The sequence below is a fragment of the Bifidobacterium pseudocatenulatum DSM 20438 = JCM 1200 = LMG 10505 genome (assembly GCF_001025215.1).
Classification (GTDB): domain Bacteria; phylum Actinomycetota; class Actinomycetes; order Actinomycetales; family Bifidobacteriaceae; genus Bifidobacterium; species Bifidobacterium pseudocatenulatum.
Map to the genome: position 1 here is coordinate 1,379,627 of NZ_AP012330.1, position 23,116 is coordinate 1,402,742.

At 61.0% G+C, this 23,116-nt stretch carries 18 protein-coding genes and 3 pseudogenes; 5 read left to right on the plus strand and 16 right to left on the minus strand.

Features of this window, described 5'->3' with window-relative positions; genetic code table 11:
* Position 1 precedes the first annotated feature (1 nt).
* The 5 genes and pseudogenes from BBPC_RS10230 to BBPC_RS09995 all read right to left on the minus strand — a co-directional run bounded on the left by BBPC_RS10230 (position 2) and on the right by BBPC_RS09995 (position 4,640).
* Positions 2-2,394 (minus strand): annotated as a pseudogene (locus BBPC_RS10230) (VirB4-like conjugal transfer ATPase, CD1110 family).
* 3 nt (positions 2,395-2,397) lie between these two features.
* On the minus strand, positions 2,398-2,748 hold the full coding sequence (locus tag BBPC_RS05830; protein WP_004222615.1) for a PrgI family protein: 351 nt from the start codon (positions 2,746-2,748) through the stop codon (positions 2,398-2,400).
* Between the two features lie 34 nt (positions 2,749-2,782).
* Complete coding sequence (locus BBPC_RS05835; protein WP_004222625.1) at positions 2,783-3,628, minus strand: type IV secretion system protein; 846 nt, start codon at positions 3,626-3,628, stop codon at positions 2,783-2,785.
* 14 nt (positions 3,629-3,642) lie between these two features.
* Positions 3,643-3,876 carry a hypothetical protein gene (locus tag BBPC_RS05840; protein ID WP_008783366.1) on the minus strand — a complete coding sequence of 78 codons (234 nt, stop codon included), beginning with the start codon at positions 3,874-3,876 and terminating at the stop codon, positions 3,643-3,645.
* Positions 3,765-4,640, minus strand: coding sequence for an LPXTG cell wall anchor domain-containing protein (locus BBPC_RS09995; protein WP_004222632.1), 876 nt, complete (start codon positions 4,638-4,640; stop codon positions 3,765-3,767). Before BBPC_RS09995 ends, BBPC_RS05840 begins: the two co-directional genes overlap by 112 nt.
* Positions 4,641-4,928: 288 nt before the next feature.
* Here BBPC_RS09995 and BBPC_RS05850 point away from each other — a divergent pair, with 288 nt between their 5' ends.
* Together BBPC_RS05850 and BBPC_RS05855 are read left to right on the plus strand one after the other, a co-directional pair.
* Positions 4,929-5,963, plus strand: a complete 1,035-nt coding sequence (locus tag BBPC_RS05850; RefSeq protein ID WP_161658413.1) for an AAA family ATPase — start codon at positions 4,929-4,931, stop codon at positions 5,961-5,963.
* Between the two features lie 3 nt (positions 5,964-5,966).
* The gene (locus BBPC_RS05855; RefSeq protein WP_004222638.1) at positions 5,967-8,171 is read left to right on the plus strand and encodes a S8 family peptidase; all 2,205 of its coding nucleotides are present in this window, start codon (positions 5,967-5,969) and stop codon (positions 8,169-8,171) included.
* Positions 8,172-8,492: 321 nt separating this feature from the next.
* Here the strand turns inward: BBPC_RS05855 and BBPC_RS05860 are convergent.
* The 8 genes and pseudogenes from BBPC_RS05860 to BBPC_RS09935 form a co-directional block, all read right to left on the minus strand.
* A pseudogene (locus tag BBPC_RS05860) lies at positions 8,493-12,817 on the minus strand (LPXTG cell wall anchor domain-containing protein).
* Between the two features lie 110 nt (positions 12,818-12,927).
* Positions 12,928-13,860 carry a hypothetical protein gene (locus tag BBPC_RS05865; protein ID WP_033500614.1) on the minus strand — a complete coding sequence of 311 codons (933 nt, stop codon included), beginning with the start codon at positions 13,858-13,860 and terminating at the stop codon, positions 12,928-12,930.
* Between the two features lie 77 nt (positions 13,861-13,937).
* A complete protein-coding gene (locus BBPC_RS05870; protein ID WP_004220361.1) occupies positions 13,938-14,219 on the minus strand; it encodes a hypothetical protein in 282 nt (93 codons plus the stop codon).
* Positions 14,220-14,224: 5 nt separating this feature from the next.
* Positions 14,225-14,896: a ParA family protein gene (locus BBPC_RS05875; protein ID WP_004220362.1), complete on the minus strand. Its 672-nt coding sequence runs from the start codon at positions 14,894-14,896 to the stop codon at positions 14,225-14,227.
* Between the two features lie 136 nt (positions 14,897-15,032).
* Complete coding sequence (locus tag BBPC_RS05880; RefSeq protein WP_004220363.1) at positions 15,033-15,530, minus strand: WhiB family transcriptional regulator; 498 nt, start codon at positions 15,528-15,530, stop codon at positions 15,033-15,035.
* Positions 15,527-15,781: a hypothetical protein gene (locus tag BBPC_RS05885; protein WP_004220364.1), complete on the minus strand. Its 255-nt coding sequence runs from the start codon at positions 15,779-15,781 to the stop codon at positions 15,527-15,529. Before BBPC_RS05885 ends, BBPC_RS05880 begins: the two co-directional genes overlap by 4 nt.
* On the minus strand, positions 15,778-16,932 hold the full coding sequence (locus BBPC_RS05890; protein WP_004220365.1) for a helix-turn-helix domain-containing protein: 1,155 nt from the start codon (positions 16,930-16,932) through the stop codon (positions 15,778-15,780). The genes BBPC_RS05885 and BBPC_RS05890 overlap by 4 nt, the downstream gene beginning before the upstream one ends.
* On the minus strand, positions 16,929-17,084 hold the full coding sequence (locus BBPC_RS09935; protein ID WP_004220366.1) for a hypothetical protein: 156 nt from the start codon (positions 17,082-17,084) through the stop codon (positions 16,929-16,931). The genes BBPC_RS05890 and BBPC_RS09935 overlap by 4 nt, the downstream gene beginning before the upstream one ends.
* A 357-nt stretch (positions 17,085-17,441) precedes the next feature.
* Here BBPC_RS09935 and BBPC_RS09660 point away from each other — a divergent pair, with 357 nt between their 5' ends.
* On the plus strand, positions 17,442-18,155 hold the full coding sequence (locus BBPC_RS09660; RefSeq protein ID WP_080550607.1) for a GNAT family N-acetyltransferase: 714 nt from the start codon (positions 17,442-17,444) through the stop codon (positions 18,153-18,155).
* Positions 18,156-18,271: 116 nt separating this feature from the next.
* Here BBPC_RS09660 and BBPC_RS05905 read toward each other — a convergent pair whose 3' ends face one another.
* Positions 18,272-18,640, minus strand: a complete 369-nt coding sequence (locus BBPC_RS05905) for a hypothetical protein (RefSeq protein ID WP_004220369.1) — start codon at positions 18,638-18,640, stop codon at positions 18,272-18,274.
* A gap of 382 nt (positions 18,641-19,022) precedes the next feature.
* Positions 19,023-19,526, minus strand: coding sequence for a hypothetical protein (locus BBPC_RS09665; RefSeq protein ID WP_004220372.1), 504 nt, complete (start codon positions 19,524-19,526; stop codon positions 19,023-19,025).
* A 123-nt stretch (positions 19,527-19,649) separates the two neighbouring features.
* Here BBPC_RS09665 and BBPC_RS10275 point away from each other — a divergent pair.
* Both BBPC_RS10275 and BBPC_RS10080 read left to right on the plus strand, forming a co-directional pair.
* A pseudogene (locus BBPC_RS10275) lies at positions 19,650-19,748 on the plus strand (hypothetical protein); the annotation flags it as partial.
* A gap of 345 nt (positions 19,749-20,093) precedes the next feature.
* Complete coding sequence (locus tag BBPC_RS10080) at positions 20,094-20,633, plus strand: peptidylprolyl isomerase (protein ID WP_022245121.1); 540 nt, start codon at positions 20,094-20,096, stop codon at positions 20,631-20,633.
* A 119-nt stretch (positions 20,634-20,752) separates the two neighbouring features.
* Here BBPC_RS10080 and BBPC_RS05920 read toward each other — a convergent pair whose 3' ends face one another.
* On the minus strand, positions 20,753-23,074 hold the full coding sequence (locus tag BBPC_RS05920; protein ID WP_004220379.1) for a RelA/SpoT family protein: 2,322 nt from the start codon (positions 23,072-23,074) through the stop codon (positions 20,753-20,755).
* Positions 23,075-23,116: the final 42 nt, after the last annotated feature.

Sequence of the window (23,116 nt, forward strand, 5' to 3'; positions counted from 1 at the left end):
TTTACTTTCCTTCCTGGAAGGTCGTGGAATACAGACGGTAGAGGTCGCCGCCCGCGGGGATGCGACCGTCGAACGGCACGTAAGCGCTGCCGATCTTCATGAGTCCCTGGCCGGGCAGCACGCCGGTGAAGTACTGACGCTGCTCCTCACTCAGGGTCAGCAGCTCGCACAGGGCGTCCGCGTCGGTGCTGTTCTGGCTCAGGAGCATGAGGAAATCGCTGTTGGACAGCATCTCGCGCGCGTCCTGGAGGTCGAGGATCTCCTCGACGTTCTGCGTGATGCCGGTGACGCCGAGCCCGTATTTGCGGGCGCGCTTGTAGATGTCCTTGAACTGGGCGGCGGCGTACTGGTTGGAGAAGAAGCGGTGGAACTCGTCGACGTACAGCCAGGTGCGCCGCCCGTTGGCCTTGTTGCGGATGACGCGGTTCCACACCTGGTCGATGACGACCATCATGCCGAACGTGCGCAGCTCGCCGGACAGGCCGGACACGTCGAACACGGTGAACCGGTTGGACAGGTCCACGTTGGTCTGCCCGTTGAAGCCGCTCATGGAGCCGGTGATGTACGGGTTGAGCGCGTCGGCGAGGTACCGGCTCACCTGGTCGCCGCCCGCCTGCAATTCGTCGTGCAGGTCCTGCAATGTGGGCTGGACCACTCCCCCGCCCTGGTTGCGGTAGCGCGTGTACAGGTTGCTGACGCACTGGTCGACGAGTCCCTTCTGGAGCGGGTCGAGGCCGTCGATGCCGCCTATGAGCGCGCCGATCATGGAGACCACGTTGTTGGTCTTGTCCTTGACAGGGTCGGAAGCCGAGTCGTCCTCCAGGACGATGTCCATCGGGTTGACGCGCGTGCCGGTGCCGGCGCTGATCTGGATGATCTGTCCGCCGAACGCGGCCGCGAGGGCGAGGTATTCGCGTTCCGGGTCGATGACGATCACCTCGTCGTCACGGTTGAGGAACATGCCGGCGATCTCCTGTTTGACGGTGAAGGATTTGCCGCCGCCGGACGTGCCGAGCACGAATCCGTTGGAGTTCATGTGGCTGCGCCGGTCCGCGAGGATCGGGTTGCCGCTCCTCGCGTTGCTTCCGTAGAACAGTCCGTGCGGCTCGAACACCTCCTGCGTGGTGAACGGGATGAGGATGGCCGCGCTGTTCGTGGTCAGGGTGCGTTTCATGGGCAGAGGGTTGTTGCCCAGCGGCAGTTCGGCGGTCAGTCCTTCCATCTGCATGAACTTGAGGCTCTCGGCCGTGCAGGACTGCGCGTTGACCTTGGCCTTCACGTTCCTGCACGCGACTTCCAGCTCCTCCTGGCTTGCCGCGGACACTCCGATCACGATGATCGAGTCCACGAGCCTCTGGTTGGTGGAGCGCAGCTCGTCGCGCAGTTGGCCGAGCTGTTCCTGCTGGTCGGCGAGGTCATCGGGAAGGTCGTCGGGGTCGAGGCCCTGTTTGCGGTTCTTGCGCCGCTGGTCCATGACCTGCATCTTGACCTCGGCGTTCTTGCGGCGCACGAGCGTCATGCTTTCGCCGCGGTCCATGGGGCGAGGTGGATGCTCACGTCGACGCGGGCGCGCAGTCCGGTCAGGTCGTTGACCAGCTGGTCGGACAGTTCCGGCGGCAGGCTGGACACCCACATGGTGCGATGCAGGTATTTCGAGTCCAGGGATTCGATGTCCAGCTGGATGGGGTTGCGCGCGTCGATGCTCCACGGGCACACGAGGTCCTTGGTGTCGGGCTTGCCGGGCTGATGCTCGAACCGGCGTTCGTCGAACCGGAACTCCTCGCCGGGCCGGAGCACCTCGGCCATGAGGCGCAGCCGGTGCTCGCGGTCGAGCCGGGTGGCCTTGCATGCGTCGATGGAGCGCATCTGGCTGACGAGGTTGTTGCACAGGGCGTTCAGGGTCGCGACGGCGGCCTGCTCGTCGCTTTCGCGGACGGTGACGGTCAGGGTCTTGACGGTGCTGGTGTTGCGGCTGACGGATTCGAGTTTGCCTTGGGCGAGACGGTTGTAGTCGAGCCGGTAGTGGTCGAGGCTGTCACCGGTCTCGTCCATCATCACGTCGGCGAGGATCTCTCGCACGCCGCGTGAGCGCGTGTAGGAGGCGATCTGCACGCTTTGCCCGGCCTCGAAGCTGTTGATGAGCTTGGCCCACCGGTCGATGATCTCCATCTGATGGGATTCCGGGCTCAGCTGGTAGTTGATGTCCTGGAAGAGGATGGTGGCGCTCCACCGTCCGTCGCCCAGGCTGGCGATCCCGTTGCGCAGCATCGCGTCGTAGCCGATGAGCTGCTTGACGCCCTTCGGCAGACGCGTCGCCTTCTTTCTCCGCGCCTTCGCCCTGGCTTCGGCACCGCCTTCAGCCGGCGCGGCCTGGGGTTTCTTCTTTCCGAACATTCCTCACCTTTCCTTGATCGTCGGTTTCGCGCCGGTGCGGTATGGTCTGCCCGGACCGTCGAGCAGGTAGACCTCGCGCTGCGTGTAGTGGCGCAGGATGTATTTCAGGTATTTCTCGGGCATGAGGCCCTTTGGCCTCACCCATCCCCATATGGCCACGGGCAGGCCGGGCGGGAAGATCAGGTACATGGCGAGGTTGGGGTCCATGCCCAGGCCGAACCACAGGCCGATGTACCCTCCCCCGCACACGACGGCGAGGATGACGGCGGCGAGGCACTGCCGCCAGCTCATCCCCATGAACACCTTCGACTCGATGGTGGTCAGTTCCCTGTAGACGGGCATCTGCAACGCCATGATGATTGCTTCCTTTCGTGGATTGCGTTGTGTTTCATTCGCCGCCGAAGAGCTTCTTGGCGACGGAGTTGGCCGCCATGACGATGCCGATGAGCATGACGCTCGCCAAGAGCAGGCCGATGAAGTTGTCCATCACCCAGCCGGAGAGGCTGTCGCCATCCTTGAACTTGCTCGGGTTGAGCGTGCCGCCCACGAGCGTGCGGTACATGAGGATCGCCAGATACAGGGTCGCGCACTGGAACACCAGAGACGCGTACTGCTTGAAGTAGTTGATGCCCCACTGGCGGGTCTCCTCCTGGGCGATGAAAGCGATCGGCAGCGGGTTGAACGCGGTGAGCATGTATATCTGCACGAAACGCAGGAGGATGACGACGGTGACGACGATGGTCGCGCCCTTGGAGACGAGGAACGGGATGAGCAGCAGGATCAGGCACGGTATCTGGCCCATCCAGCCGGCGGAGTCTATGGCGTCGCGCATGCTGTCGCCAAGGCCGAGGCCCGACGACGCGCCGGTGGTGAGCGCCGCCGAATGGATGCCGCCGAGCACGCCGTCGCCGACCTCGTCGATGGCCTGGAGCATGAGCTCGCTGTGCTGGGCCGCGGTGAACACGAGCGTGAGCTTGAACATCGCCATGGCGACGAGCTTGACGCCCAGCTCTCGGTCGCCGTCCGCCCGGGTGCTGACCCTGGCGAGTTCCAGGACGCACATGATCGCCAGTATCGTGCTGGCTATGGGTTTGACCGCCGAGCGGGCGACGGTCAGGCTCAGCTGGTACATGCCCGCGTTGTATTCGGCGGGGGTCTTCAGCAGGTCGGCCACAAGGTCGTCGCCGACGCCGGACCCTATCGAGTTGAGGATGCCGACGATGAAATCGACCATGCGCGGCCTCCCGTCTACAGGGCGATGTTGGAGAACAGGGCCGCGGCCGCGATGATCAGACCGCCGCCGACGACCTGCCAGACGCCCGACTGGGTGGCGGGGCCGTTCTGGTCCTTCAGTCCTCCGGCCAGGGTGATCACGCCCCACACGGCCCACAGGCCACCGCCGATGATGGCGAACTGGCTGAAAAGCTGCAACGCACTGGTGACGACGCTGCCGCTGTCTGCCGCGATGGTGATTCCGTACATGATGTTTTCCTTTCGACTTGTTTTGGATGACATGACCACGGTATGGCCGTCGAGAAGGCTCCGGTTTGGACGTTCCCGACGAACCCGAAGAGGCTCGGACGATGGTATGGAAAAGGCCCCGCCGACCGTTCGCCGGTGGGGCCGTCGGTGAGCTTGAGGTCCCTGGCCCGGAACCACGCGCCCTCACCCGTGCTGGAATCGACCTTGCTGGTGTTGGTGATCTTGAACGCGATCTCCAGCGAGTCGCCGTCCATCTTGAGCGCCTGCTTGACGTCGTCGCGGTCGCCGAGCCTCTCGCCGGATTTCACGTCGTACTTCTCCAGGTGCAGGCCCGGGGTCATGTCCGGCGTGCGGGTCCACACGACGTTGGATTCGAGGCCCTTGTCGTTGAAGTGCTCGGTGAACCGGTTCTCGACGCGGCCGGCGGTCTTGATGCGCTTGCACTGGATATACGCGGTCCAGTCGTTCTCGTGCTCCACGTCGGCGGACACGAGCGCGCGGTACGCGTCCGTGGCGGTGATGACGGCGGTGCCGTCCTTGTAGTCGAGGGTGAACAGGTCACCGCCGAACTTCTCGGAATCGAAGCCGCTGCCGGCGAGCTTGTCGCCCTTGGCCGTGATCACGGCGCCATCCTTGTGCAGGTCGCGCGCCGCGTACACGGCCCACAGGCCGCCTCCGATGATCGCGAACTGGCTGAAGAGGTCGAGCGCGCTGGTCACCACGTTGGATCCCGCCGCGAGGATGATGCTGTCATGTCCGTTCATTCGTCCCTGCCTTCTTTCCTTGGCTTGGCTTGTTTGACAGGTCAAAGGTAAGGCGCGCGCGACGGGGCCGGGTCGGACACCTTCGCGGGGGGACGCCGCATCTTCCGTTGGATATGGAGCAGTTGGAACACTTTTATCTCAATTGAATCAGAATGTCCCGCGAGCTTCAGCATGTTGCAGAATGTCAATAGACTATACTTGGCAAACGTGGAACAGGATTCAGATATTAAAGATGAAATTGTCCAGCTTGTTAAATTTGGACTTGGTGGGCAGTTGAATGACTTTCGTATGTACGTGTCTAGATTGATACGCAAATACAGGGTCGGTGATGCGTCGTTCTCAAAGGCGTTGGAATCGTTACTTCAGTCCAGCGATGTGCCCGATATGACACCGATAAGGGAATTAGGCCATGCGTCACGTCGGACTGGGGAGGCGCCGATCCTTCCCGTGGGCCAACGCTCCGATGTGGAGAAGCCATTCCTGCCTGAGCGGATTGTCAAACAGGTAGAGGGACTGCTCGAGGAGCGCGAGAACGCGTCGGTCCTCGCCCTTAACGGTCTTTCCCCGACCTCGACGGCGATTTTTACCGGTCCTCCCGGAGTGGGGAAAACCATGACCGCACGGTGGATAGCCTCCCAGCTCGGAATGCCTATGTACCGGCTTGATCTGGCCGAGACGATCGGCAGGCATCTCGGGGAGTCGGGCAACAACATCAAAGCAGCATTTTCGAAGGTTCGTGTCACTCCGGGAATTCTCTTCCTCGATGAGATCGACGCCATCGCGAAGACCAGGTCGGACGACTCGGACATTGGCGAGATGAAGCGCGTAGTGACTGTTCTCCTGCAGGAACTTGATGACAGGAACCCGGCGAGCCTCATACTCGCGGCAACGAACAACATGTCACTCATCGATCCCGCCGTATGGCGTCGGTTCGAGTTACGAATAGATTTCCCTATGCCGGACGAGAAGCAGATCATGAATGCGCTTGAAAGCGATTTCAGCGCATCGGACAGTCTTGGAGGGGTTTCGGCCCCGTGGATTGAAGCCCTGGGCATCGTGATGAAGGGGGCGCCTTTCAGCGAGGTGAGATCCGTCGCGATGCGCATAAGGAAACGGTGTGTGCTGAGGCGGTGTCCGGCGGAGGATGCCATAACCGAATACATAAGGGAGAACACGGAAGGGCTGACCCACGCGCAGAGGATTAGCCTTGCGGTCGCGCTCGTGGAGACCGGCGCGGTGACGCAACGGCTCGCCTCCGAGATGACCGGGGTGTCGCGCCAGACTATACGACGCAGAACTGAGAAAACGAATTCGAAAGGATGATTCATGGGACGGCATTATCTGATAGGACACGGCGAACGGCTGTCTGAACCGATTGTTCTTCCCCGCGGCGGGGCGACGCCGAAAGATATCTACACATACGAGGAATCGCGTGCGCGGTTGCAGCCGGAACTGCACAGTGCGATTGCAAATCTGCCGGACGATCCGGCCCTCGCGCCGAATGATGTGCACGTCTTGCAGATGGTGTTGCATCCGAAGTATCTGGCAAAGTCTTATCATCCATCCGGGCTGCTCAGGGCGGCCGGCCTGTCCTTGGTGGGCAGCAAGCCGGTACGAATCACAACGGCCGACGATCCAGACAAAGGTGCACGTCTGTCTAGGACGTTGCTGGTGGCGGGACACAGGCAATCGCTGGAGCATTTCGATTCCCTGCTGCAGGACCCCGACGTTCGATGTGAAGAGTACGCAGGTATCAAGGACATCGTCAGAATCGAGCGTATCGACAACTACGCATTCGATGACAAGTATCATCCCGCGCCTTCCAATGACGCATGGTACGAACTGGTTCTCCATGAGCTGGACGAGGATTTGGCGCCAGATAATACCCAGAAGTTCTTGGAGCTCGCGGAAAGGCTCGGAGTAAACGTCGAAGAGCGAATGAACTTCAAGGCCAATAATCTGTTGTATCTTCCGATTCGGGGACCGGAAGAAGCCGTCAAACGGCTTGCTGAATACTCCAGCGTCCGCGCTCTGCGCCCAATGCCGAGGTTGGGGCTGAGCCCAATCAGCTCCGTGAGGAGCATTCGGGAACCCGTTACGCTTCCCGAACCTCCGAGTACGGCGTCTCAGCTGGGGGTTGCGGTGCTTGACGGAGGGCTGCCGCCGGATAACCCGATATCGTCATGGGTGGACTATATCAAGGCGAATCCCGATGCCGATGATGACGAGCGGTTTTTGGAACACGGGTTGGGGGTATGCTCGGCGCTACTGTTCGGCAGCCTTAAGTCCGGCCAGCAGCCGCTGCGCACGCGGATAACGGCGGTGAGGGTGCTTGATTCAGAAACGAGGTCCGATGATCCGATCGCGATGTATAAAGTGCTCAATAACATCGAGAATGTGTTGGAATCGTACCCCTTCCACTACGTCAATCTCAGCCTCGGTCCAGATTTGCCGATTGAGGATGACGATGTGAGCGCATGGACGTCGGTTCTTGACCAGATTCTTTCTTCCAAGGACATGCTGCTCAGCGTGGCGGTCGGTAACAACGGTGAAGGGGATGCCGAAAGCGGGAACAACCGCATCGAATCACCGGGTGACGCAGTCAACGCCCTCGGAGTCGGGGCGTGTGATTCTGAGGATGTGTATTGGATGAGAGCCCCGTATTCTGCTGTCGGCCCGGGGCGAAGTCCCGGGATCGTCAAGCCCGATTTGGTGGCGTTCGGCGGAACGGAGGGCAATGAATTCATGGTGCTTGGCCCTGGAACGTCACCTGCAGCGGTACCGGTTATGGGAACGAGTTTTGCCGCGCCCAACGCGCTACGGCAGGCTGTGCGTATACGCGAGATCTGCGGCCCGGAAATAACTCCGCTGGTGGCGAAAACGCTGCTGATTCATGCAGCGGAACGCAGAAGGGAAGACAATATGAGCGAAATCGGATGGGGGAAGGTTCCATCCGACGCCACCGAAATCGTCACGACTGAGGACGGGCGTGCTCTTGTCATCTACAAGGGCAGCATCAGGCCGGGGAAGATAGTGCGGGCGACCATACCCGTGCCGCCACGGCTTGATCATGGTGACGTAAAGATTAGAGCGACGTTTTCTTTTACCTGCCGGGTGGATCCCCAATCCCCGGATTCATATACGCGTTCTACGCTTGAGGTCACGTTCAGGCCTGACGCGAACCGAATTGATGAGGGAAAGAAAACGGCAAGGACCGATTCCTTCTTCAGCCGCAACCGCATGGGAACGTCCAGTCTATATCCCGTAGAGGCCGAGAGAAGATCGGATCAGGGGAAGTGGGAGACGGTACTGCACTCCGAGAGGCAATTCAAGGCAGCGAGACTCGCCAAGCCGGTGTTTGACATCCACTATAACGCCCGTGAAGAGGGTGGCGCATCGCTCAGCGTAACGGACAAGTTGGAATACGCGCTTGCGATTACGATTTCCGCCCCAAAGATCGGGAATCTCCATCAGCTGATACTGGACGCATATCCCCAGCTGATTTCTCTTGATCCTCTCCTTGGCGTGTGACGCGCGTTTCGTCGGGGTTCGCCGGTGTCCGGTGTCCGACGGTTCGGTGCGCAAGGGAAAGGGGTGGCAGGCCGGATCCGACCTCATTGGGATCCGGTCTGCCACCCCGTTCTGGTTTCCATGGTGCGCGGGAAGGGGTTCCCGCGGCGTGCCCCCGCCGGGAGTCGAACCCGGCGCCGTCACAAAGGAGAAAACAAAGACGGTACCGGTGGGGGCCTTGGGCGCGTCCGGGAAGGGAAAGGATCCGGGCGCGCCCGTGGGCCTGTACGGCGGATCATGGGGAACGGTCCGCCGCACGGGCCCGGGGTCAGGTTCGTCGGATCACTCCTCCGAGCCCTCGGTGTCGGCCGGGGCCTTCGCCTCGCGTCGGCGGGACGCGATCAGCAGGGCCGCGCCTCCGCTGAGCACGACGACCGCGGCCAGCGCGATCAGCGCGATGCCCGCGCCGGTCTGGGCGAGGCTCTTGCGGTAGCCGTTCCAGTCGTCGGTGGCGGACTCCACCTTGGTGTCCGCGCAGTAGTCCTTGCCGTCGATGGTCACGACGTCATCGGACTTGCTCTCGGTCTCGGCCTCGGGCTTGGAGCCGTACTCGTCGTCCGAGGTGCCGTCACCGAACGGGGCCGACGTGTCGACCGGACATTCGGTCAACGGGGTGCCGGTGACCTTGGCTCGGTCGGTGTGGGTCTTGGTGACGCCCTTGAGCGTGCCGGTGACCTCGACGCTTTCGCCGGGCTTGAGCACCTTGGTGTCCCAGTCGGCCGGGTACTTGAGGTCCACGACCTCGCCGTCGCCGACGATGGTGGAGTCCTCGAGCTTGATGTCCTTGGTGCGGAACACCGCGCCCTGCTTCGTGTCGGGGTCGGTCTTGCTCGTGTTCGTGATGGTGAACACGATCTCCGTGTCGCCGGAGACGGTCAAAGCGTCCTTCGAATTGTCGCGGTCGCCGTTCGGCCAGCCGGACTTGCGGTCCCACTTCTGGACGTCGATGCTCGGGGTCATGTCCGGGGTGCGGGTCCACACGACGTTGGATTCGAGAGTCTTGTCGTTGTAGTGCTCCGTGAACTGATTCTCGTGGCGGTCGGTCACGGCGAGGCGCTTGCACTGGATGTAGGCGCGCCAGCCGGCCTCATGGGAGTCGTCGGACACGAGGCCCTGTAGCGGTCGGTCGCTTCGATGGTGACGACGTTGCGGCCGTCGACGGTGGCCGCGGAGAGGGTGAAGAGGTCGCCGCCGAGCTTCGAGCTGTCGAAACCGGAGCCGGCGATCCTGTCGCCCTTGGACGCGAGGACCTCGCCGCCTGAAAGCAGGTCGCGGGTCGCGTACACGGCCCACTGGCCGGTGTATTCGTCGAAGGCCGGGTCGAGGGAGTCGACGATGTCCCACTTGTCGACCTGCGGGTAGGCGCGGTTGGCCGGCAGGATGGAGCTGTCGAGCTGGTAGAGGAAGCTGCGGCCCTTGTAGATGCTCTTGCCGTTGGCGGATGCGCCGCCGACCTTCACGGTGACGTCCTTGGCCGGGTTGATGGGCTTCAGGGGGTTCGTGACCTCGTTGGTGTCCTTGCGGATCTTGTTGAGCACCTGCGTGGCCTTGTTCTTCACGGTGTAGCCGTCGGTGACCTTGATGACGGTCATCGGCATGGTCACGGTGTACGTGTGGCCGAGAAGCGTCTGGTCGATGGCGGGCTGAGTGAGCGGGTCATGCTCGTCGGACTCGCTGTAGGCCTTGAGGTCTTCCGGCTGCGGGTCGCCCTTGACGGTCTCGCCCGTCGCGGGGATCTCGGTGTCGACCAGCTTGGCGTAGGCGTAGAGCACGCCGTCCTTGTCCTGGATGTTGAACTTGGAAGTGACGTCCTTGCCGGTCTCGTCGGTGATCTCCACGTTGGTGGCGTCGAGTTTCAGGTACTCGTCGTCGTAGTCGTCGGTCATGCCGAGCCTCCAGACCTTGTAGGCCTGGTTGTCCTGCCTGGCGTCGATGTCGACGCGGTAGTAGATCTCGTCTCCCAGCAGGGCGGTCTTGCCGTCGATGCTGATCGTCGGGTCCTTCTGCGTGTCCTTCTTGACGGGGTCGAGCTTCGGCGGGATGTTGAACACCTCGTTGCTCGGGGTGATCGAGTTGTTGAGGGTCAGCACCCACTTGTTGCCGACCTTGTGGTCGGTGGGGGCGTCGTCGGCGACGGTTCCCTCGAAGCGGACCTGGAGGCGGGGGCTGGTGCCGGCGCGCCACTGGCTGATCGTCTCCTGGTCGGTGACGGTCAGGGTGAACATGTGCTTGGAATCATCCCACGTGGTCGTGTACTTCTTCTTGGACACCGGCTTGCCGGTGTCCAGGTCCATCATCTCCAGGGTCTGCTTGTCCGGTTTCAGATAGGCGTCGTAGGAGTCGGTGAAGCTCACGGACTTGACCTCGTAGGCGAGGTCGGCCGGCAGTTGCGGCTGGGTGTTGAGCTGGTATTCGACCTTCTGGCCGGGCTGGACGACTTTGCCGTCCACGCTCTCCTGGTCGCCGCCCTGGCTCGCCTCGGACACGACGTCCTTCTTGACCGGTGGGATGTAGCCGCAGATCTGCGGTTCGTTGGTCGGTTCGGTGTGGTTGTTCACGGTCTCGGAGCCGCTGTTGGTCAGGTTCTTGCCGGTCGGTGCGGCGCAGAAGGTGAGCTCGTCGCCCGCGGCCTTGCCGTAGTCCTTGCGGACCTGTTCCGCGCCCTTGCCGTCGGCGAAGTTGATCTTGCCGGGGATCAGGAGCGTGACCTGCTTCGGGTTCTTCAGTCCCTTGAGCCCTTTGAGGTAGGAGGTCTTGGCGGCGGCGGTGGCCTTGGTGCCTTGGACTGTGATGTCGAACTGGTCGGTCACGTCCTTGCCAGTGTTGACGATGTCGCTCACGCTGCTTTCGCGGTCGGTGCCCGCTTCGGCCTCGTAGACGCGGATGTTCTTCGTGTCGGCGTCGAAGATGTAGTCGGCGGCAGTCCAGTCGTCCGTGAGGACGAGCTTCTTGGGCGCTTGGATCAGATTCTTGCCGATGGTGCCGTTGACGACGCTGCCGAGACGGCTACCGTCGAGGTAGGTGTGCGAGTCGCCGCCGGTCTTGTTGGTCTCCTGCGGGTCGATGACGGCCTGCCATCTGCCGTTCTGCTCGAAGATCCAGGACTTGTCCGGGTTCGGCTGCCAGGTGTCGAACTCCTTGCTGCCGGCGTCGGCCTCGGGCTCCTGGTTCCACTTGCCGGTCGCGTGGTCCTTGACCTTCCTGAAGTCCTTCGGCTTGCTGACGGTGATGTCAAAGCTGAACTCGATCTCGTGGTCCAATGGCATCTCGCCCTTGTCGGCCGTGCGCACGGCGGTCACGGTGTTCGCGGCCTTGTCCCATCCGATCTGGAACTCGCCGCTCACGTCGCGGTCGTTGTCGCTCTTGTCGACGAGACGGTAGTTGTCGACGGTGCAGTCGACGCCGTCGGCGGTGATCTCGTCCTTGAACGCCATCTCGTAGCCGCCCTTGCCGGTGCCGTAGGTGATGACGGTGCGGTTGGTCATGCCGTCCGCGCTCACGCCCTCGTCGATGGTCTTGACCGGCGGGGATGGCGGTTCGGCGCTCACGCTCCAGGTCTCGGCCGGATCCTTGTCGGCCGTGTCGACGGCCGCGTTCATCCTGCCCTGCTTGGCGATCTGGATGTCGATCCAGTATTGTCCTTCCTGCCAGTGGTTCATGCCGAAGTCGGCGGGCGTGGCGAGGTTGTCGAGCCGGGTGTCGCCGTTGTTGGCGAAGGTGATCGGCTTGCTGACCGTCTTGGCGGCGACGTAGCCGTTCTTCTGGCCCTCGTAGTGGATGATGGCGGTGCCGTTCAGGCTTTCCTTGATGCTGCTGCCGTTGTTGCTCGCGTGCAGGATGTCGCTGATCGGGTCGGTGGAGCCGACCTTCAGATCGGTCCTCTGCCCGTGCGTGGTGGAGACGCTCAGCGTATAGTTCGGCGGGACGGGCTGGTACTTGTCAAGCGCGATGATGACGATGCTGGCCGTGCTGGACACGTACCGTTCCATGAGCTTGTCCACGCTCGTGGACGGATCATCATCAAACGCGGTAGAGGTCTTATAGTGACGAGTCCCAGCATAGTTGTAATCGCCTGGTGCGATGTACTTGTTCCAGTTGTCCTTCCACACGCTCTGGTCGTAGATGCCGGACCCGTTCCATACGCTGGTGGTCGTGCCGTTGCCCGAGACCGCGCCGACCGCGACGACACGGCAGTCGCCGTCGCCCTCGCCTGGATGGCGCTGGTGGAAACCGTCCACGCAACGGTCGTTCGCATCCTTCAACGCGGCTGCGGCCTTGCCGGCTGAGTCGTCCATCCTCACGCCCGCGTTGGCCATGGCGCTGCTCACGCTGTTGATGTCGGTCGCCGGACCCCATGAGCCGGACGCGTCGTCCTTGTACTGCCAGAACTGCGTTGCCGCGCCGCTGCCGCCGGTGCCGGGCCTGTTGCCGGCCTCGCCGCCGGCGTAGGCGGTGCCCGCGGTCAGGCCGCCAGCCAGGGTGACCACGGCCGTCAGCAACGCCAACGCCTTCCGTTTATTATTGGTGGAAACCAATGTTCCTCTCCTTTCAGAGATTCTGCACTTGACTATGTCGGGTCGGGAATCGCGATCCCCGACCGATACCATTGCAACCCGGTTTCACTGACTCCGGTTTGGACATTCGCGCAGGAGACAGGAAAGGGCCGTCCCACGGATGTTCGTGGAACGGCCCTGAAAGAGAAACGGAGTCGACCGGCTTAATGTTGGATTGGGATGGAGCAATCCTCCAAACTACAGGCACCTGGATCACCGTGTCCGCCGCTGGTCGGCCCCGACCAGCCTGACCCACCGGACGACGAGCCGCCCGTCGAATCCGAGGATGCGCCCGCCGAACCGGCGTTTGTGTAGGAGCGGCCCGAACTCGTGCCGGCGTTCGTATAGGACGGCGTGTACGACTGGGCCTGCCGTTGCGACTGTGCGGCCGCAGCGGCGGCGGCCTGAGCCGCGGCCTCCTGTTCGGCTTTCGCCTTCGCGGCGGCCTCCGCGTCCGCCTTCTCCCTCGCCGTCTTCGATTCGTTGACCTCTTTCACGGCTTTTGCGATGGCGTCCGCGTCGCGTTTTTTGATGGCGTCCAGCAGGCTTGCGCGGGTCTTGTCGTCCGCCACCTTGCCGTCGGTCTGCTTGTACAGCGCGTTCGCGTCGTCCACGGTCTTGTCGAGTTTGGACGTTTCGACCGCGTTCACCAGCCTGTTCAGGGACTTCCCGTGCGTCCAGTACCATGCCGTGTTCGCGGTGATGGCCTTCGTGGCCGTGACCACGGCGTCCCTTGAATCCGCTTTGCAGGACACGGTCTTCGGCGTGGATGCCTTCATGGCCTTGGATAGGACGTCAAGGGTCTTCGCGTCCTTCACGCTTTTCACGTCGGTCTTCGCCATACTGGCGGCCTTGCCGTTCAATAGCGCGTTGTACGCGGTCGTCGCGACGTGGAGACGTTCGCTCGCTGCCGCGCAGTCCGCCTTGGCTTCGGCCATGAGACGATCCGTGTGGGTCTTCCACACGATGCCACCCGCCGCGAGCAGCGCAATGACGGCAACGGCGATAATGGCGACGGCCCGTCCGCGATGCGGTTTCTTCGTCTTCTCTTCCATAGGCTCGGACGAAAGTTCGAAGGTCTCCTCTTTCTCTGTCATTTGTCCTCCTTGTTTCTTAGGCTCACAGCTTATCGGATCGGCGGGGCCATCCGCATCAAGAATCATGATGCGGTCCATCATTCCCCTCCATTCAAGCCCAAGTACATCTCGAGGGCGGAATCGACCACCTCCTGGATGCGCATGTCGTGTTCGGCGGCGTAGGTCTTGAGCCTGCGTCGGGTCGAGGCGCGCAGGCTCACGCTGGTCTTCACCCAGCCCTCCGCGTCGTTCGGTTTCACGGTCCTCCGGTTTTTCGGTATTCCGGTTTCCACCGATTCCGGTCTTCCGGTATCCGCCGGTTCCGTCCGGTCGCTGTTGAGCAGCGCGGTCAGGTCGCGCGGACGGGGCGTCAGGTTCATGTTCCTCACAGGTCCTCCTCCTTGTCCTTGAGCTGTCGCATGGTCTGCTTGAGTTCGGCGGCCAGGTCGCGGTACTCGTGCAGGCGGGACCCGCGGGGGCGGGTGGATTTCGCGTTGAGGATGTCCTGGCGCTTCGGGATCAGCGTCTCGAAGCACGCGATGTCCGAGTCGTCGATCCACGCCAGCGCATCACGCAGAGCGGTCGTGTTGGCCTCGGTGCGGCACAGGAGGATCGCGGCGGGGATGCCACGATTCTCGCACAGGCTCTTCACGCCGGCGGCCTGGTCGAGGTCGATGCGGCTGGGGCTCGAGGGAATGACCACGAGGTCCGCGTTGTTCACCGATTCGTCCAACGCGCGCCCGTACGGGGCGGAATCGATCAGCACCCAGTCGACGGGGTCGTCGAGCCGGTCGTTGATCCCGTGCAGGTGCTTGATGTCGGCCGGCGCGGCGGACATCACGTCGAACGGCAGCGGGTCTCCGATCTCGGCGGCCAGGTACCACCAGTCCTTCGCGTCGCCCTGCACGTCCGCGTCGGCGACGAGCACACGCTGCTCGCCCCGGGACTGGTCCACGAGGGCGCAGGCCAGAAACACGGCGCTCGTGGTCTTCATGCTGCCGCCCTTGCCGGTCGCCAATGCGATCACCATCGGCTCGCGGGTCTTCTTGTCGTTCATCGGTTTCTCCTTATTTCAGTATGTCGGTATCCGGTTTTTCGGCATTCCGGTTAGTTGGTTTTTCGGCATTCCGGTTAGTTGGTTTTTCGGCATTGCGGTTTATGCCGCGTCCCACGCGGATCGCGACGGGAAGCGGTCAGAAGAGGCTGCCCTGGACCAGGCCCTTCGGCACGGGCTCGGTCGGGAGGAACAGCGGATCGTCGTGCGTGCATTCGCGGCGCGAGCGTTGGCGGCGTTTGGTCCGTCGCCAGTAGTCGCGGCCATCACGGCGCATGCGTGCGGCCCAGTCCGGGTGGTCGGCCAGCCAGTCACGGACCCGACTCTGTGGGATCCGGTGCAGGCCGCCGTCGGCGATGTGGAGGTCGCGGGCGATCAGTCGGGCGAGGATCCAGCGGCTCGCATAGTCGAGCCCGCCGTACACGGCCTTGTCCTTCCAGCCGTTGACGAGAGCGCGGCTGATGCAGTCGAGGCGCATGGGGCACGCGGCACACAGCATGCGGCCCTTGCCGCGCATCCGTTCGTCGACCAGGTCCCGGCCATCGTCGTCGGTCGTCGTGTTCCACATGCGATCCGCCATGGCCGGGTCGACCGCGGCGATTCTCGCGCAGGCCGGCATCATGTCCCGCCCGTTCATGGCCGCCGTCCTTGCGTCATCGGCGTCTTGCGGGCCTGGAGGCGTCCTATGGCGGTTTCGCCGGGATTGCGGGCGGCCCATGCCCGGGCGTATTGGATCAGCAGGCCGACGGCCTTGGGATGGCCGAGGCGCTTGTTGCGCCAGTAGACGGCGTGCAGCTGCCAGATCAGGTCCGCGTGCCCGTCGAGCTGCGGGTTGGCGAGGAGGAATTCGCCGAAGCCCGCCTCGGAACAGTCGATGCGCGTGGTCATGCCGTCGCCTCCCCTCCGGCCGTCGCGTCCTGGCCGTCCAATTCGGCCAGCGTCTCCACGGCCCAGTCGGGCAGCCATGGCGCAGCCTCCGGTTCCGGCACGGCCGCCGGAACCGTCTGTGCGTGTGCGTCGCCGTCTGTGCGGCCGGCTGCGAGGATCATGTCGTCGTTGAGTTCGTCCCAGTGTCTGGCGAGGGCCCGGCCGGTGCGGATGCGTTTGGGCCACCAATCGCCGTTCATGGCGAAGCCGATCGCGTCGACCATCACGAGGGTGGGCCATTGCGCTCCCTGGTCGACGAGCCTGCGGTACAGGCCGATGATGGCCTTGCGGTCGGCTTTGGTCGGTGAGGGCGTGGCCAGGCCGAGCATCGAGCGCTGCTCGCCGAGCGAGGCGAGGACCCGTCCGGCCGCTTCGGCGATCTCGGTGTCGTCCTCGTCGGATTGTTCGGTTCTATTTTTTTCGGCGGCGGTCGCCCCGCTTGCGGGGAGATGCCCCGTAGGGGCAGAGGGGAAGGAGGGTTTACTCGGAGGGTTTACCTGGAGGGTTTTATCCTTATATATACAGCCCTGCGAGATTTGCAGTGCTGGAGGTGCGGCATTTGCAGTGCTGGGGGTGCAGCTCTCGCAGTGCTGGCCCTGCGGGATTTGCAGTGCCGTTTCCGAATCGTTTTCCAGCCCTGCGAGATTTGCAGTGCTGGAAATCGGCTTCGTTCCAACGTTTTCCGGCAGCACGTCCTTGGATTCGCCGTTTTCCACTATGGTCGACGCCATGGGGTCCACGGTCCCGCCCATGGTCGCGGGATCCTGTTCCGCCGTGTGCGTCTCCCTGATCCACGTGAGGGTCGACGGGTCGGATTCGACCGCGAGGTCCCACACGACCTGGCAGTACTGTGGCAGACGGTTCCTGCCGCCCTTGCCGAGGCGCGCATAACGTTGGTCGCCGCGGCGGATGAACCCCCGCTCCTGGAGAGTCTTCAACGCGGCGCGCACGGTGCGTTCGCTCAGTTCGGTGACGTTGACGATGGTCGCGATCTTCGGATAGGCTGCGGTGCCGTCGTCGTCCGCGCGGTCCGCCAAGTAGACGAGCACGGCCTTCGCGCTGGCATTGCCCACATGGCATCTGAAGGCCCATGACAGTGCGATGTTGCTCACGGCCGCTCCTCCTCACGCTGCTGGGCGGCACGGCGTTCGGTGTCCAGTCTGGCGGCCTGCTCGTCGCCGAGACGTGCCGCCCGGCACAGGGACAGCGTCATCAGCCATGAGAACGCGACGAACACGATCAATACGATTGCAAGCCAGTTCACGCGAGTCTCCCTTCCATGGACGGGTGCGCCATCATCGACGCCAGACGACGGGAATCGGTGGAAACCGGACCATTATGGCGGGCGAATGCCGCCACAACCGGGAAAGTCCAGACCGGCGCCTGAAAATCCCGGTTACACTCGGGAAACACAGAGCAAGACATGCGGAATGCTTTAGTAAAGTCGTTCACGTGTGATCACTACTCCAAGACAATGCATTGAGCGGCCACGGACCGGGATCCGGCAAGATACGGGATCCGCGGCCGCTCGGAATATTGGTTGCACCGCCCGTCCCCGACGCTCCAACATCGGGAACGGGCATTTTTCTTTTATCGATTGCAGAGAAAGAGAGAATTCCAAATGAGATCAGACCATCGCACCACCTCCCTCAACGAACCTGATATTCGTCCGGCGAGAAACCACGCCGAGGCAGAGGAAATCGGAAGTCTCCTGCTCGAAGAAATCGCGCATCCAGGATTCATTCCTGGACCAGAGTTCGTCTGGCAGGGTCAAGGCTTTCTCAGGCCGACACTCATAGGCGCATGGTCCCAGAACCGCTTGGTAGGTGGTGCCTCGCTCAGTCCATACATGGAACACACCAAGGCCTTTTTGGGGATTGGTCGAGCAGACGCAGCGCAGGCGGTCACACGGCTGGTAGCTGAAACGGACGGCATTGCCGTCAGCCCCGACCATCGGCGCGAAGGCATCGGACGAAAGATCAAGCTGTTCTGCGACTCCTTCGCGGCACAGCACCACGCTGCGATCATGGTCTCCGTCACCACCAACGAAGCAGCGGCAGGCCTCAACAACAAAACGAAACACATCGTGTTTAGACGATGCGACGGCCTCGTCATCAAATACGTAGACACGGTCGGCAAGCCACTCATATGGCTTCATGACCTGGATGGGACGATCCCCGAAGCGGCATGGTCCGTCTCCGTACTCGGCAAAACGTATGGACCGACCATAGTCGTCGGTGAGCAACGGGCCATACGGAGTAAAAACACCTCCCAAGACAACGGCGTGCAATGGATCCTTGCCGTTGATGCATTTGGCAGCGACATCAACGCCTAGCTTCTCCGGGTCGATGACAATCGGCTCGTCAAAGGCGAAGTCGTCCGCCTTCCTCACCTTCACATCGAAGGACTTGCCACCGCCGGACGTGCCGAGTACATAGCCATTGAATAACTTCATGCCGCCCTCCCCTCGGTCAACAGCAGGTTCGCCACCACCCGTTCGCGGGTGGAGAGCTGTGCATCGACCTCCCGGAAGGCATGCGTGTAGGCATGCGTGGGGCGGAGCCAGGTGTCGGCCAGCCCGCAGGTCTCGCCAAGGCGCAGCGCGAGCAAGGCGCAGGCCGGGCAGAGGTTCAGAATCCGGGAATCGAGCTGGTCGATGTAGTCGCGCCAGCCGTTTTCGGCGAGAAACGCGTCGAAGCCGTCAGACGTCTCCTCGTTCCAGCGGGTCGACCAGATTGCTGTGTGGCATCCGTCGCACACCTCCACATAATCGCTCCGGCCCTCCGGCCAGTTATACTGCTCGAAAATTCCACCAGCCATCACATAACCTCCTGTACACCATTGGGGAAAGCTGTCTCATATGGAATGAGATCCTGAACGAAATCGGCTGAGAGACCATACTGTTCGCGGAGAACGGCACAGTCTCTGCGCTGCCAATGTGTATGCAGATTGACTTTCTGAGTCACGCTGGCCGGCGACTGATGGAGCTGAACAGCAAGCTGGCGATGAGTTAATCCCACCTCCGCCATCCACCTCTTCATATTCGACATCGTTAACCCCATTTCAGCTAAGTTAAAATTTCTAACCTCAGTATATGGGTTGGTTTTTTTAACCTCAAGTTAGGTTAATTTACAGCGTGTCGAAATTTAAAAACCGCATCTCCACAATGCGGTTTCAGCACTAGAGAAAGGAAACTTTTAAATCAAAGATAAAATTGAGCCACCATGACGGCCCATTCCTGCAAAGGTCTTTTCACAGAAGCAATCAGACGAGGCTTTTGTCCATCCAGAATATCCTCATCTATACAAAAGTTTCCGAATAACGCATCACAATATGCGCAACCATTTGACATATAACGCCCCGCCCTACGCGAAGATCGATATTTAATTTGCTTCGCGGCGGGATGCCCAGCAATTTCCAAAAGCTCCTTAGCATAACACATATCTATGCTTTCCCAAGCTTCCACCAAGGAAATACCACTTTCGCAGTCAAGGGGACAAAGATTAGTAATTGCCACAGAGGTCCGTCCACATCTCCAACAGGATCGATCAATGCCATATATCCCTATATCTACGACCTCCCCCAAGCGATGCAACGTTTTTTGAGCAGCAGGAAGAAAAACATTCGACAACATGAGTTCGCCCATGCAGACATTTTTTCGCCCCGTAAATGCAAACATGCCCAATAGGTTAGCAATATTAAACATTGTTTGATATAGTTATCTTTATTTGGAAAGGATTAACCGATGGAAGTCACGGAAACTTCAGAACAGGTGAAGATAGAAGCGCAACGTTTTGAAGACGTAGCGCGTTACAACATTCGCCGCTATATGCGATTGACCGGCAAGATTCAGAAAGACTTAGCCCACGCCTTAGGAGTTTCGAGGCCCACTATCACCCTGATGCTTAAAGGAGAAACAAAACTTAATTTGCGGCAAGTGTTCCTTATTGCCAAAGCTCTTGGCGTGACAGTCGAAGATCTCATCGATGATACTTATTATTGCCAAGATGAAGAGTTTATGAAAAAGCTGAAACCGACGACTGATGCCGAGAAGCCAGGTGCTTTGGTAGGTGCCGGTGCGCCCAGGTTCCTTGTCAGTCCCTTCAACCCCGACGCTCCGGCCGAGGGCGGAATCTCGGGTGCGGCTAAAGGTGCCTTGGCTGGTTTCGTGCCATCCGGAGTCCTGTCCGGTTCGGGATCCCCGTCCATGCCCTCAAAGCATGACGGGATTGGGGTTCCCGGCCGGTCTCAAGCCCATGAGACACTAGGAACCATGACTACAGTTATCATGCGCACCACTGAAGGCGACATCAAGATCAACCTGTTCGACGACAAGACCCCGGAAACCGTGGCCAACTTCCTCGGCCTCGCCACTGGCGAGAAGGAATGGGCCGACCCATTCACCGGCCAGCCGAGCCACAAGCCGTTCTACGATGGTCTGACCTTCCACCGCATCATCAAGGATTTCATGATCCAGGGCGGCTGCCCGCTGGGCACCGGCACTGGCGGCCCGGGCTACAACTTCGATGATGAAATCGTTCCAGGACTGACCTTCGATCGCCCATACCTGCTGGCCATGGCAAACGCCGGCCTGCGCCGCGGCATGGACGGCAAGATCCACGGCACCAACGGCTCCCAGTTCTTCATCACCACCGTGCCAACCGAATGGCTCAACGGCCATCACACCATTTTCGGCGAAGTCGCGGATGACGAGTCCAAGGCCGTCGTCGACAAGCTCGACTCCGTGGCAACTGACCGTTCCGATGCTCCGCTCGAGCCGGTCGGCATCACTTCCATCGAAGTGCTGAAGTAAGTTTCGCATCAACAAGACTTACGGCAAAACAATGAAAAGCCCCTCGCGTGAGGGGCTTTTCATTATCTCCGAGAGAATCTACAGCAGTTCAGATGAGTCTCACGACCGCACTGATCGTGTCATATTTTGCGTAAACGAGGTTCGGCGGAGTCCTTGGCACCGGTGATACGATACACATCGAACACGCCTTCAATCTTGCGCACTGCGGCAAGCAAAGTATTCAAATGCTGGGGGTCGGCCATTTCGAAGCTGAATTGGCTAGTGGCCACACGATCGGTTCCCGTGGAAATGGAGCCGGAAATAATGTTCACTCCATGGTCGGAAAGCACGCGCGTCACGTCGCTCAGCAGATGCGGGCGATCGAGCGCCTCCACCTGAATCTTGACCATGAACACGCCCTTGGTACTCGTCCACTGCACGTCAACCACACGTTCCGGCTGACGCTTCTGCAAGTCCAGCATGTTCTGGCAATCCACACGATGCACGGACACGCCCTGATTGCGGGTGATGAAGCCGATGATGTTGTCTCCCGGCACCGGCATGCAACATCGGGCGAGCTTGACCCAAATGTCTCCCACGCCCTTGACGGAAATGCCCAGCGAGCTGGTGGTCTTCTTGGTGCGTTCCACCTGCTTGAGCGGCAGAGCCTCCTGCTCCACCTCCTCATTCACCTCGTCGCTGCCCGCATCACGGACCAGATGCGAGATGACATTCTGCGTGGAAATCTGCCCTTCGCCAATCGCCACGAACACGGCTTCGGCATTGGCAAGATTCAGCTCATCAGCAACACCGACCAACGCCTCGGGAGTCAGCAGAGTCGCAATCGGAAGATTGCGCTTGCGCATGGCTCGTGTCAGCTCGTCACGACCTTCTTCGATGGCCTCGGTACGACGCTCCTTGCTGAACCATTGGCGAATTTTGTTGCGTGCCTTCGGGCTCTTGGTAAAGCTCAACCAGTCACGAGACGGACCAGCCGATTCGGACTTCGACGTAAGCACCTCGACGGTGTCGCCGTTTTCAAGCTTGGTGTCGAGCGGTACCAGACGTCCGTTCACGCGGGCGCCCATGGTACGGTGGCCGACTTCGGTATGCACCGCGTAAGCGAAATCGATCGGTGTCGCCTCGGCAGGCAACGATACGATCTTACCTTTTGGAGTGAACACGTAGACTTCGGCAGCACCCAGATCTTCCTTCAGGGAGCCAAGGAATTCATTGGAATCCGGGGTCTCACTCGTCCAGTCGGCGAGCTGCTGAATCCACTTGAAATTGTCAGCCTCGCTCAGCTCCTGGTTCTCGCCACGTTTACGATCGGACTTATCGGGCGAGCTCAGCGCACGGCCAGCTTGACCGTTCTCCTTGTACTTCCAATGCGCGGCGATACCGAATTCCGCACGGCGATGCATGTCCCACGTACGAATTTGAATCTCGACAGGCTTGCCGCCAGGGCCCACCACCGTGGTATGCAGGCTCTGGTACATGTTGAGCTTTGGCATGGCGATGTAATCCTTGAAACGGCCCGGAACGGGGTTCCAACGCGCATGCACCGCACCCAACGCGGCATAGCAATCCTGAATCGTGTCGACGATGATGCGCACACCCACCAAATCGTAGATATTCGCAAAATCATGACCACGTACGATCATCTTCTGATAAATCGAGAAATAGTCCTTCGGACGTCCCGTTACGTACGCCGTAATGTTCTGTTCGTCAAGATCTTCGTTGATCTCCGCGAGAATCTGCTTCAAATACACGTCTCGCTGGCCTGCGCGACGGGCCACCAGCACCACGATCTCGTTGTAGATCTTCGGATAGAGCACTTTGAAGCTGAGCTCTTCCAATTCGGTTTTGATCGCGTTCATGCCGAGACGATTGGCAAGTGGCGCGTACACGTCAAGCGTTTCATGCGCTTTCTTCTGCGCGCTCGGAGTTTTGACGTAACGCCAGGTACGCGCGTTGTGCACACGGTCGGCGAGTTTGACGACCAGCACACGCACGTCGCGGCTCATCGCGACCACCATCTTGCGAATGGTTTCGGCTTGCGCGGAATCGCCGTATTCCATCTTGGAAAGCTTGGTGACGCCATCGACCAAACCGGTCACGGTATCGCCGAACTCGGCGCGGCACTCATCGAGCGTATAGTCGGTGTCCTCAACCGTGTCGTGCAACAGGCCGGCGGCCACAACCAACGGTCCCATGCCGAGATCGGCAAGAATCTGCGCCACGGCCAACGGGTGGATGATGTACGGCTCGCCCGATTTGCGCCGTTGCGAAGAATGCTGCTTGACCGCACGCTCATAAGCGCGCTCAAGAATGCTTATGTCCTCATCGGGATGATGGTATTCGCACATCTTCAGGATCGGCTCAAGCGGATCAAGCGGATTCGTGCTGATCTCGCAGCCCAACATTCGGGCAGAATGAACCTCACGCTCAACGTCACCCATCGTCCACCTCCTCGCTCGCAATGCTCCCTATACTACCCGCGC